This window comes from Pseudomonas sp. NMS19W, assembly GCF_051554255.1.
GTDB classification, from domain to species: domain Bacteria; phylum Pseudomonadota; class Gammaproteobacteria; order Pseudomonadales; family Pseudomonadaceae; genus Aquipseudomonas; species Aquipseudomonas kribbensis.
This window is the reverse complement of the sequence record NZ_CP136718.1, coordinates 820,355-832,785: the sequence shown is the minus strand read 5'-3', so window position 1 is coordinate 832,785 and position 12,431 is coordinate 820,355. Positions and strand designations below refer to the sequence as shown.

6 protein-coding genes are annotated in these 12,431 nt (G+C 63.2%); 2 read left to right on the top strand and 4 right to left on the bottom strand.

Going from position 1 to position 12,431, the window contains the following annotated elements; genetic code table 11:
• Positions 1 to 191 precede the first annotated feature (191 nt).
• Together R1A29_RS03590 and R1A29_RS03585 are read left to right on the top strand one after the other, a co-directional pair.
• The gene (locus tag R1A29_RS03590) at positions 192 to 2,537 is read left to right on the top strand and encodes a TonB-dependent receptor (protein ID WP_438300673.1); all 2,346 of its coding nucleotides are present in this window, start codon (positions 192 to 194) and stop codon (positions 2,535 to 2,537) included.
• Positions 2,538 to 2,669: 132 nt separating this feature from the next.
• Positions 2,670 to 5,198 (top strand): PepSY domain-containing protein, encoded by a 2,529-nt coding sequence (locus tag R1A29_RS03585; protein ID WP_438300672.1) that lies wholly within the window; start codon positions 2,670 to 2,672, stop codon positions 5,196 to 5,198.
• Between the two features lie 55 nt (positions 5,199 to 5,253).
• On the opposite strand, the gene R1A29_RS03580 is transcribed toward R1A29_RS03585, so the two are convergent.
• Genes R1A29_RS03580 through ptsP form a run of 4 tightly spaced genes read right to left on the bottom strand, consistent with a single transcriptional unit; the run spans position 5,254 to position 12,402 of the window.
• The gene (locus R1A29_RS03580; RefSeq protein ID WP_248743995.1) at positions 5,254 to 6,795 is read right to left on the bottom strand and encodes an alkaline phosphatase D family protein; all 1,542 of its coding nucleotides are present in this window, start codon (positions 6,793 to 6,795) and stop codon (positions 5,254 to 5,256) included.
• 59 nt (positions 6,796 to 6,854) lie between these two features.
• Entirely contained in the window at positions 6,855 to 8,588 is a 1,734-nt protein-coding gene (locus R1A29_RS03575; RefSeq protein ID WP_438300671.1) for a PTS fructose-like transporter subunit IIB, read from the bottom strand.
• Positions 8,589 to 8,599: 11 nt separating this feature from the next.
• Positions 8,600 to 9,541, bottom strand: a complete 942-nt coding sequence (gene pfkB / locus R1A29_RS03570) for a 1-phosphofructokinase (protein ID WP_438300670.1) — start codon at positions 9,539 to 9,541, stop codon at positions 8,600 to 8,602.
• Entirely contained in the window at positions 9,541 to 12,402 is a 2,862-nt protein-coding gene (ptsP, locus tag R1A29_RS03565) for a phosphoenolpyruvate--protein phosphotransferase (RefSeq protein ID WP_438300669.1), read from the bottom strand. The genes pfkB and ptsP overlap by 1 nt, the downstream gene beginning before the upstream one ends.
• Positions 12,403 to 12,431: the final 29 nt, after the last annotated feature.

Sequence of the window (12,431 nt, the reverse complement as noted above, 5' to 3'; positions counted from 1 at the left end):
GGCAAAGAGGCGGCAATGGTATTGATTCTTATTGGCTGTGTAAAACCCGCTAGACGAATGAATCGGCAAAAACCGTAAGGTTAAATTGTAAAGAATGTAAATTCGTCGCGAATAACAATGTTTCGCAATTGATACGAATACCTGTTTACCCTATATTCCGCCGCCTCAAATCCTTGGGGAGGGGAATAAAAATGTCACGTCAACACGCACAATTACCCGTCAGCTCACCACGTCTGCTCGCCTCTGCCATCGGCGTTGCACTGACCGCCGGCTCCGCAGGCCACATGGTGTTCGCGGCCGAAAAGACCGACAGCAAAGCCTCCGGCAATGCCATTGCCCTGGACGCCACCGCCATCACCGGCGAAGCCCAGGACTCGACGTCCTACCAGGTCGAGAAGGCCTCCTCGCCCAAGTACACCGCGCCGCTGGTCGACACTCCGCGCTCGGTCACCGTTATTCCGCAACAAGTTCTGAAAGACACCGGCGCCCTGAACATGCAGGATGCGCTGCGCACCGTACCGGGCATCACCTTCGGTGCCGGTGAAGGTGGCAACCCGCAAGGCGACCGTCCGTTCATCCGTGGTTTCGATGCGCAGGGCGACACCTACCTCGACGGCGTGCGCGACACCGGTTCCCAGAGCCGTGAGATCTTCGCCGTGGAAAACATTGAAGTCAGCAAGGGCCCGAACTCCGCCATCGGCGGTCGCGGCGCGGCTGGCGGCAGCATCAACCTGGTGAGCAAGAAAGCCCACCTGGGCAACTCGTTCGATGGTGGTTTCACCTGGGGTTCCGACCAGACCCAGCGCTACACCCTCGACGGCAACTACCAGTTCAGCGACACCGCTGCCGGCCGTCTGAACCTGATGAGCCACGAGAGCAATGTCGCCGGTCGCGACAGCGTCGACTACGACCGTTGGGGCATCGCGCCGTCCCCGGCCTTCGGCCTGGGCACCGACACCCGCGTCAACCTCGACTACTACCATCTCGAAAGCAACGACACCCCGGACTCGGGCATCCCGTACACCATTCCGAAGGCCGGCTCGGCAGCACGCACCAAGTCCAACCCGGACAAACCGTACTCGGGTGGCGATCACAGCAACTTCTACGGTCTGGATGGTCGCGACTTCCGCAAGGGCCGCACCGACACCGCAACGTTCGCCATCGAGCATGACCTGAGCGACTCGCTGACCATCAAGAACACCCTGCGTCACGGCACCAGCATGCAGGACTACATCCTGACCCAGCCGGACGACAGCAAGGGCAACGTCAACAACGGCAGCGTCTGGCGTCGTGCGAACACTCGCGTGAGCAACACCGAGACCACCACCAACCAGACCGACCTGTTCGGTAACTTCTACGTTGCGGGCTTCAAGAACAGCTTCTCCACCGGTGTCGAATACACCCGTGAGGAAAGCCAGAAGTCCTCCTACAACGTCAACACCGACACCACCCCGGGCAGCCCTGGCACCTCCAGCACCAACTGCACGCCGTCGATGATCGGCGCTTCCAGCGGCTACAACTGCACCTCGCTGTCGAACCCGAACCCGAACGATCCGTGGAACGGCGCAATCTCGCGCAACTACGCCGGCACCGACACCAAGGCCAATACCTACGCGCTGTATGCGTTCGATACGCTGGAACTGTCCGATCAGTGGCTGGTGAACATGGGCCTGCGTTACGACCACTTCGACACCAAGTACCGCACCTACGATGGCTCGGGCGCCACCGTCGTGACCAAAGGCATCGAGTCCAAGGGCAAGGACACCAGCGAATTCGTCACCGGGCAGTTCGGCGTGGTCTACAAGCCGGCACCAAACGGCAGCATCTATGCGTCCTACGCCACCTCGGCCACCCCACCGGGCAGCACACTGGGTGAAGGCATGGACGGCAACCCGCTGGGCGGCACCACTGATCGCAGCGGCAATCTGCTGAGCAGCGACATGGAGCCGGAAACCACCCGGAACTACGAAATCGGCACCAAGTGGGATCTGCTGAACGATCGCCTGTCGCTGACCGCCGACATCTTCCGCACCGAGAAAGACAACGCTCGTGTGCAAGTCGATACCACCTCGTACGAAAACGTCGGCAAGACCCGCGTGCAGGGTATCGAGCTGTCGGCCAGCGGCAAGATCACCGACAAGTGGCAAGTATTCGCCGGCTACGCCTACATGGACAGCGAGCAAGTGGACGGTGGTGACCTGCCGGCCAACAAGGCCAACAACGGCAACGAACTGCCGAACACCCCGAAAAACAGCGCCAGCCTGTGGACCACTTACCAGGTCACGCCGAAGCTGACCATCGGTGGCGGTGCGTTCTACGTGGATGACGTGTTCGGCAGCGTGGCCAACACCACCATGGTCGATTCCTATGTTCGCTACGACGCTATGGCGGCCTACAAGCTGAGCAAGAACGTCGACCTGCAACTGAACGTGCAGAACCTGACCAACGAAACCTACTACGACAAAGCCTTCTCGACTCACTTCGCCAACCAGGCGGCGGGCCGTACGGCATTGCTGAGCACCAACTTCCACTTCTGATCGAAGCTGGAAGCATCGGGCCCCGTTCATTCACGTGAACGGGGCTTTTGTGCGTAATAAAGAACGTTTCTCGATAACCCACGGCATAATGCACGCCGTGAACACCACTTTCGAACGGACAAGGCTAGCGACGTGTTGAAGAAAACCCTGTTCCAGTTGCACTGGTTTTTTGGCATCACTGCCGGGCTGGTGCTGGCCCTGATGGGCATCACCGGCGCTGCCTATTCGTTTCAGGACGAGATCCTGAAAGCCCTCAACCCCTCCGTGTTGCAGGTGGAGAAACAGGTCGCCGGCGTCCTGCCGCCCGCCGACCTGGTGGCGCAGATCGAAGCCGCCTCGGGCAAGAAAGTCTCGATGCTTACGGTCGAAACCGAAAGCGGCACCGCCGGGCGCGTCTGGTTCACCCCGCCGAAAGGTGAGCGTCGTGGCGAGATGCGTTACTTCGACCCCTACACCGCCGAGTTCAAGGGCGAGGCCACCGGCCAGGACTTCTTCGGCCTGATGCTGCAACTGCACCGGTTCCTGGCCATGGGCGATACCGGCCGCAACATCACCGGCGCCTGCACTCTGATGCTGCTGTTTTTCTGCCTGTCGGGCCTCTATCTGCGCTGGCCACGCCAATGGAACAGCTGGCGCGTCTGGCTGACCCTCGACTGGAAGAAAAAGGGCCGTAGCTTCAACTGGGACCTGCACTCGGTGTTCGGCACCTGGTGCATGCTGGTCTACCTGCTGCTGGCGCTGACGGGATTGTCCTGGTCCTACGAGTGGTACAACAAAGGCCTGACGAAATTGCTGTCGGATGCACCGCAGAACGAGCGCGTGCGCGGCGGCCGTGGCCCGGCTCCCGAAGGTCCGGCGCCGACTGCCGATTACGCAGCCATGTGGATCAGCATCTACAGCGCCGCCGGCCCGGGCCTCGCCTCCTACAACATCCGCATGCCGCCAGTGGCCGGTCAGCCGGCGACCGTGTTCTATCTGCTCGACAACTCGCCCCATGAGCGCGCGCTGAACCAGATCACCCTCGACCCGGCCACCGGTGTCGTCAAACGGGTCGACCGCTACGCCGACAAGAGCTTCAAGGCGCAATTGCTGACCAGCATTTATGCGCTGCACGTCGGCAGCTATTTCGGTCTGGTCGGACGAATCATCGTGACCGTCGCGGCGGTGCTGATGCCGCTGTTCTTCATCACAGGCTGGCTGTTGTACCTGGATCGCCGACGCAAGAAAAAGCAGATCAAGGATGCCCGTCAGGGTCTCGAACAACCGGCCGGCGATGGCCCGGCGTGGCTGATCGGTTTCGCCAGCCAGAGCGGTTTTGCCGAGCAACTGGCGTGGCAGACCGCCGGCCAGTTGCAGGCCGCCGGTTTGCCGGTGAAGGTGCAGCCGCTGGCGAATGTCAGCGAGCAGGATCTGCAGGAATCAAACAACGCGCTGTTCGTGGTCAGCACCTTCGGTGACGGCGAGGCGCCGGACAGCGCTCGCGGTTTCGAACGCAAAGTGCTGAACCGTGCCTCGGTTCTCGACAACCTCCACTACTCGGTGCTCGGTCTCGGCGACCGCCAGTATCAGCACTTCTGCGGTTTCGCCCGACGCCTGCATCAATGGCTGGGCGAGCATGGCGGCAAGACCCTGTTCGCCCCGGTGGAAGTCGATAGCGGCGACCCTTACGCGCTGCGGCACTGGCAGACCCAGCTCGGCCTGATCACCGGCCAGGTGCCGGTCGACACCTGGCAGGCACCGAGCTACGGCAACTGGACGCTGGTCCGCCGCGAGTTGATGAACCCTGACAGCAGCGGCTCGCCGGTTTTCCTGCTGGGGCTTTCCGCACCGGATACCAGCAGCTGGCTGGCCGGCGATCTGGTGGAAGTGCTGCCGCGCAACTGCCCGTGGGCCATCGAACACTTCCTCGACGGCCTCGGCATTCGCGGCGAAACCAGCGTGAAGGTCAACGGCCTGGAGGAATCGCTGGAAGTCGCCCTCGCCACCCGCCAGTTGCCCGAACACCGCGCCCATCTGGTAGGCCTGCACGCTCAGGCGCTGGTGGATGCGATGGTGCCGCTGGCGATGCGCGAATACTCGATCGCTTCGATTGCCGCCGACGGCGTTCTGGAACTGATCGTGCGTCAGGAACAGCACAGCGACGGCACCCTCGGCATCGGCTCCGGCTGGCTGACCGAGCACGCTCCTGTGGGTGGCAGCATCAGCCTGCGAGTACGGCGCAACAGCGGGTTCCACCTGCCGAACCAGCCTGTGCCGATGATCCTGTTGGGTAACGGCACCGGCCTTGCCGGTTTGCGTAGTCTGCTCAAGGCGCGGATTGCCGACGGCCAGCAGCGCCAATGGCTGTTGTTCGGCGAGCGCAATCGGGAACACGATTTCCTGTGTCGCGCAGAACTCGAAGAGTGGTTGATCAATGGTGATCTGGCGCGACTGGACCTGGCGTTCTCCCGGGATCAGGCCGAGAAGATCTACGTCCAGGACCGCTTGCGCGAATCGGCTGGCGAACTGAAGAAGTGGCTGGCGGACGGTGCCGTGATCTACATCTGCGGCAGCCTGCAAGGCATGGCGTCAGGCGTCGACCTGGCGCTGCATGACATCCTCGGCGCCGAAGAAGTCGAACGCCTGATCGAACAGGGTCGCTATCGTCGCGACGTTTACTGACCATAAATAACAACTGTGGGAGCAAGTTCGCTCCCACAGTTTGTTTGCGCTGAACTCAGGTCGGCTGCAACTTCTGCTCAAACACCGCCACCCCGTTCAGATCCCGCAACACCACACTCATCTCCCCGCTCTGCCCCTCGATATTCACCTCGCCAAAAAACTGGAATCCGGCAAACGGTGAGGCGTTTTGCGTCGGCGGCGCTTTCTGGAACACCACTTCCGGGCCAAAGGTCTTGTCCAGCGGATTGGGCCCGAAACTCCCGGCGTTCAAGGGCCCTGCGACAAACTCCCAGAACGGTTCGAAATCCTGGAACGCCGCGCGATCCGGGTGATAGTGATGCGCCGCGCAGTAATGAACATCCGCTGTCAGGAACACAAAATTGCGCACCTGATGTTTACGCAGGAACCCGAGCAATTCCGCGACTTCCAGCTCACGGCCCTGAGCCGGTCCCGGGTCGCCGTTGGCTACCGCTTCCCAACGCGGCACGCCGGGGCTGACTTCACCGTCCGGCACGCCAAGACCGATCGGCATGTCGGCCGCGATGACTTTCCACTGGGCTTTCGAGGCCTTCAATCCGCGCTTGAGCCAGTTCAGTTGCTCACGCCCGAGGAACGGTTTTTCCGCGCCGAGATTGTCGTCGTTGGCGCCGCGATAGCTGCGCATGTCGAGCACGAACACATCGAGCATCGGCCCGTAGCTCAGCTTGCGATAGATCCGCCCGCCACCGTCTGCTGCCTGACGGCGCATCGGCGAATATTCGAGCCAGGCCTGGCGCGCGCGCCCGACCAGGGTGTGGATATCTTTTTCCTGATAGCGCTCGTCGAGCTGCTTGCCCGGCGACCAGTTGTTGACCACTTCATGGTCGTCCCACTGCCAGATCTGCGGCACTTCGGCGTTGAAGCGGCGGATGTTTTCATCCATCAGGTTGTAGCGGTAATTGCCCCGATAATCGTCGAGGGTCTGGGCGACCTTGCTTTTGGCTTCCGTGGTGAGGTTGCGCCACACGCGGCCACCCTCGGTGGTCAGTTGCGCCGGCACCGGGCCGTCGGCGTAGATGGTGTCGCCGCTGTGGATAAAGAAGTCCGGCAGGCGCAAACGCATGGATTCGTAGATGCGCATGCCGCCGATATCCGGGTTGATGCCGAAGCCCTGGCCGACCGTGTCGCCGCTCCAGACGAATCGGATATTGCGTCGCGCCGTCGGTGCACTGCGCAAGTGGCCGAGCCACGGCTCGCTGGCGACGCCGGTCTGGGCGTCCTTGAAATACACGCGATAGAAAATCGCCTGATCGACGGGCAATCCGGTGAGCTCGACGCGGGCGGTGAAATCGCTGCGGGCATCGGCCAGCGCGGAGATGACGCGTCGAGGATGGCGGAACTGACTGCGGGTGTCCCACTCCACCACCATCCGCGCCGGGCGATCGCTGCGACTCCAGATCATCGCCCGGTCGCCTTGCAGGTCGCCGGACTGCACGCCGTCGGTGAGTTGCGGTCGATCCTTGACCGAGGCGATCACGGCCGGGGCCAGCCCCGGCATCAGCAAACCGGCGCCGACCACTTGCATCACGCGCCGGCGACCGAGGTTGAAATCGCTCATGCTGTTCTCCCTGAAAAAAGGAAAACTTAACCATCACCAGATGAAGCGGGTGTGACACCTCAGGCGTTGGCCGGCTCCAGCGCCAGCTCGACCGCTTCCGGACGCTTGACCAGCGCATACACCACCGCCGTCAGCAGGCTGCCCGCAACGATGGCCAGCAGGTACAGCAGCGCATGGTTGATCGCGTTCGGAATCGCCAGCACAAACAGGCCACCGTGGGGCGCCATCAGCTTGCAGCCGAAGTACATCGACAGCGCACCGGTCAGCGCACCGCCGGCAATGCTTGCCGGGATCACCCGTAACGGGTCTTTCGCGGCAAACGGAATCGCCCCTTCGGAGATGAAGCACAAGCCCAGCACCAGCGCCGCTTTACCCGCCTCGCGTTCGGTCTGGGCAAACTTGCGCCGGGCGATGAAGGTGGCGATGCCCAGACCGATCGGCGGCACCATGCCGGCGGCCATGGTTGCGGCCATCGGTGCGTAACTCTGCGAGGCCAGCAGCCCCACCGAGAACGCATACGCAGCCTTGTTGATCGGCCCACCGAGGTCGACGCACATCATGCCGCCCAGCAGCACACCGAGCAGGATCGCGTTGGTGGTGCCCATGCTGTCGAGGAAATGCGTCAGCGCCGCGAGCATCCCGGCCACCGGTTTGCCGACCACGTAAATCATCACCAGCCCGGTGATCAAACTGGCGAACAACGGGATGATCAGAATCGGCTTCAGCGCTTCCAGACTTTGCGGCAACGCCACATAACGACTGATCAGCTTCGCCGCATAACCAGCGATGAAACCGGCGACGATCCCGCCGATGAAGCCGGCGCCCAACGTGCTTGCCAGCAAACCGCCGATCATCCCCGGCGCCAGGCCCGGACGGTCGGCAATCGAGTAGGCGATGTAACCGGCCAGCAACGGCACCATCAATTTGAACGCGGTCTCGCCACCGATCTGCATCAGCGCCGCCGCCAGGGTGCCCTCTTCCTTGAACGCGGTGATGCCGAACACGAACGACAACGCAATCATCAAACCGCCCGCCACCACCATCGGCAGCATGAACGACACACCGGTCAGCAGGTGTTTGTAGACACCGGTTTTCTCTTGTTTGGCCGGGGCCTTGCCGTCGCTTGCAGCGCTTTCCTGCTTGCCTTCGGCCAGGGCTTTTTTCAGCGTGGCTTCGGATTGCTTCAACGCGATCCCGGTGCCGCAGCGGTAGATTTTCTTGCCGGCAAAACGCTCAGTGGCGACTTCGATATCGGCCGCCAGCAGCACCACGTCGGCCTCGGCAATCGCCGTCGCGCTCAGCGGATTTTTTGCTCCCACCGAGCCTTGGGTTTCTACCTGAAACTCATAGCCCAGACGCTTGGCCGTCTGCTGCAGCGCTTCGGCAGCCATGAAGGTGTGGGCGACGCCGGTCGGGCATGCAGTGACGGCGACGATGCGTGGCACGCGTTGCTCGACGGCAGCCGGGGCAACTTCGCTGGCGACATGAATTTCGGCTTCTTCGGCACCACGGCGCAGCACCGCTTCGACATCCTGCAGCGCTTGCGCCGGCGCGATCCGGAATACGCGTTTACCGATGAAACGCGTCATGTCGATGTCGCCGGTGGCCACCAGCAACACCCATTCAGCCGCCTCGATGGTGGCCGCCGACAACGCGCGTTCAGGATGCGCCGCATCCACCACTTCGACGCTGGTGCTCCAGCCCTGACGCTGTGCCGCAGCATCCAGCAGCCGGGCGCACAGCACACTGGTGACCATGCCGTTCGGGCAGGCCGTGACAATGGCTAACTTCATGACAAACCCTCTTATTGTTCTGTCAGGGGACGCACGCGCACGCCCTGTTCGAGCTGCGTCAGTTGCGCAGCATCGTGAATACCGAAACCGATCTGGGTCACCGCTTGCGCCGCAATCGCCGTGGCCGTGCGCAGGGTTTGCTCCGGCATATCGGCACTGAGCAGACCGTGGAGCATGCCGGCCAGCAACGAATCGCCGGCACCGACCGTGCTGGCGACGCTGACCTTCGGCGGCGTGGCATGCAGCGCGGAGCCGACGCTGAACCAGTTCACACCTTCTGCGCCGTGGGAAATCACCACATGCTCGATGCCTTGAGCGTGCAATCGACTGGCCGCTTCTGCCTCTGCGACGTGTGACAGCACTTCACACCCCAGCGCGTCGGCCAGCTCTTCGGTGTTCGGTTTGATCAGCCACGGGCCGGCCTTCAGTGCAGTGCGCAACGCTTCGCCGCTGGTGTCCAGTGCCACCTTCAGGCCCAGGGCTTTCAGGCGCTCGATCAATTCGCGCAACCACTTCGCACTTACCCCGCGCGGCAGACTGCCGGCCACCACCACCGCGTCATGCCCCGGCGCGATCTGCACCAGCCGATCCAGCAACGCCTGTTGTGCCACTGCGCCCACTACCGGCCCCGGACCGTTGATGTCGGTGATACGCCCGTCCTGCTCTGCGACTTTGATGTTGCTGCGGGTCTCACCCGGAACGCGGATAAAGGCGTCGACAAAGCCGCGTTTGGCGAACAGGTTTTCGAATGCCTGCAGATTGTCTTCACCGAGAAAGCCGCTGACCGTCAGTTGATGACCGAGATCGGCGAGCACCTGAGCAACGTTCACGCCTTTACCGGCGGCATGGGTGTGCATCTCGTCGCTGCGATTGACCTGACCGGGTTCCAGACGCGGCAACTGCACCGTGAGGTCCAGCGCCGGGTTGAGGGTCAGGGTAAGAATCTTGGCCATTACAGGGCCTCCACTAATGCGCGCACTTCGTTGGCGCTGCCCACGGCCAGGGCTTGTTGAGCAAGGGTTTGCGTCCGGGTCAGGCTGAGTTCGCGGATGCGCGCCTTGACCTCGGCGATGCTGCGTCCGGAGACGCTCAGTTCATCCACACCGAGGCCGACCAGCACCGGCACCGCCAGTGGATCCGCTGCCAGCTCGCCGCAGACGCCGACCCATTTGCCGTGGGCATGGGCCGCGCGCACGGTGATGTCGATCAGTTGCAGCACCGCCGGGTGCAGGCCGTCCGCCTGGGCGGACAGGGTCGGATGACCACGGTCGATGGCCAGCGTGTACTGGGTCAGGTCGTTGGTGCCGACGCTGAAGAAGTCGACCTCTTTGGCCAGCACCGGCGCCAGCAACGCGGCGGACGGCACTTCGATCATGATCCCCAGTTGCAGGTCGGCGACCGGGATTTCCAGGCGCAGGCGCTCGGTCATGTCGCGCGCCTGACGCCACTCGTCGACGCTGCCGACCATCGGGAACATGATCCGCAGCGGACGGTTGTCCGCCGAGCGCAGCAAGGCGCGCAACTGCGCTTCCATGATCTGCGGACGCTGCAGGGTCAGGCGAATCCCGCGCACACCGAGGAACGGGTTTTCTTCCTTGGCGATCGGCCAATACGGCAGCGGTTTGTCGCCGCCGACGTCGAGGGTGCGCACCACCAGCGGCCGGCCGGCGAGACCATCGAGGACGCGGCGGTATTCGGCTTCCTGAGTCGCCTCGTCCGGCGCTTGCGGGTGAGCCATGAAAATCAGTTCGGTGCGCAGCAGGCCGATGCCTTCGGCGCCCTGCTCCACCGCGCTGATCACACCGGCGCTTTCGCCGATATTGGCGAACACTTCCACGGCGTGGCCGTCGGTAGTATGCGCCGGTTGGTGACGTTGTTCGGCGGCGGCTTTCAGGCGTTGCTCACGGGTGTCGCGTTCTTCGGCGGCGCGTTGCAGGGTCGCGGCATCCGCGTCCACATGCAGGCGACCGCGCTGGCCGTCGAGCAGCAACGGCGTGCCCGGTTTCAACAGCAACACCGCTGCGCCCGCACCGACCAGTGCCGGAATGCCCAGCGCACGAGCCACAATGGCACTGTGAGCGGTGGCGCCGCCGCGAGCGGTGAGAATCCCCGCCACCCGTGCCGGATCAAGCCGCGCGACGTCGGACGGACCGACTTCATCCATCACCAGAATGTACGGTTGCTCAGGCTCGGCGGGCGTCTGCACGCCGCACAGTTGCGCCAGCACCCGACGCCCGATATCACGCAGATCGGCGGCGCGTTCGGCGAGCAAGGCGTCCTGCAGGGATTCCTGTTGTTTTGCGGCGGCCTCGATCACGGCCATCCAGGCTGCCTCGGCGCTTTCGCCTTGCTTGAGGCGGGTGTCGACTTCATCGGTGAGTTCCGGGTCGTCGAGCATTTCCTGATGGGTGATGAAAATCTCGCGGATCGCCTTGGCCTTGCTGCGTTCGATCAGGCCTTGGATGTCCTGACGCACGTCGGCCAGGGCGTTTTTCAGACGATCTCGCTCGGTGGCGGCGGACTCACCGCGCAACGGGTAATCGATGGTTTGCTGAACCTGAATGTGCGCCGGGCCGATGGCAATGCCGGGCGCGGCAGGAATCGCTTGCAGCAGGCTGCCGGAGGCCGGGGCGCTCACAACTTCGGCAATGTCGGCGATGACTTCGCGCTGCTGACTGACTGCCGGCAACGGTTCGACTTCTTCGCCGAGGCCTTCTTCGATAGCCGCCAGCAAGGCCGGCAAGGCATCGGCGGCAATGCTCGGTTCGGCGATGATTTCCAGCACCTGGCCGCGACGGGCGCCGAGGCTCAACAGTTTGCTCAGGCTCTTCACCGATACGGCGCTGTCCTGACCGTCGACGATGCGGACACGGATTTCGCCGTCAAAACTCTTCGCCAGTTGCGCGAGGATCTTCGCCGGCCGTGCATGCAAGCCATGGGCGTTGGCCAGGGCAATTCGCGCGCTCGGCCAGTCGGCAGGCAATTCGCCGCCGAGCACTTCGAGGACTTTGCGGCTGCTGGTGGCACGGCCCAGTTCATGGCCGCGACCTTCGATCAGCAATGCACACAAGCGCTCGAGCAACGCCTGATGCGCTTCGCCGAGGCTGGCCAGGCAAAACAGACCGCTGAGGGGCTGGCCGAGGTAACGCATCGGTTTGTCCGGGGTGACGAACGCCAGGCCCGGACGCTTCACGGTCTGCTCGCTGTGCAGCCACCACAGGCCATCGCCCAGCGGCAGTGCTTCGACTTGCTGCAACACCCCGGCAAAACCGTTGCTCACGCAATCGGCTTGGCGCAGCAGACGCGCACCGCGCCAGACCAGTTCTTCGAAATCGTCGGCTGATACGCCGAGGCCGATCATCTGCGCATCCAGCGCCAGTTCCTGCGGCGCGCCTTGCAGCAGTTTCAGCAGCGCTTCGGGCGAACTGGCGCGGCGCAGGGCCTGGCCCAGATCGGTCTCGCCGAGGGCACGGGTCAGCAGTTGCAGCAGACGCAGGTGTTCGTCGGATTTGGCCGCGATGCCGATGGCCAGATAGACGATCTGGCCATCGCCCCAGTCCACGCCGTCGGGAAACTGCATCAGCCGCACGCCGGTAGCAAATACCTGATCGCGGGTTTCGGGCGTGCCATGGGGGATCGCTATTCCCTGACCGAGAAAGGTCGAGCCCTGGGCTTCCCGCGCCTGCAAGCCGGCCAGGTAACCGTCAGCGACCAGACCATCAGCGACCAGATGATTGGCCAGCAGTTGCAGGGCGGCGGGTTTATCCACAGCCGATTGGCCCATGGATATCTGCTCTACAGTGAGCTCGAGCATGCGATCTCCTTTTTGACGCGTTGGTGCGC

Bases quoted from the DNA above. Each gene is read 5' to 3' on its own strand.
- R1A29_RS03590 (WP_438300673.1), top strand. From the start codon at position 192: ATGTCACGTCAACACGCACAATTACCCGTCAGCTCACCACGTCTGCTC.
- R1A29_RS03580 (WP_248743995.1), bottom strand. From the start codon at position 6,795: ATGAGCGATTTCAACCTCGGTCGCCGGCGCGTGATGCAAGTGGTCGGC.
- R1A29_RS03575 (WP_438300671.1), bottom strand. From the start codon at position 8,588: ATGAAGTTAGCCATTGTCACGGCCTGCCCGAACGGCATGGTCACCAGT.
- pfkB (WP_438300670.1), bottom strand. From the start codon at position 9,541: ATGGCCAAGATTCTTACCCTGACCCTCAACCCGGCGCTGGACCTCACG.
- ptsP (WP_438300669.1), bottom strand. From the start codon at position 12,402: ATGCTCGAGCTCACTGTAGAGCAGATATCCATGGGCCAATCGGCTGTG.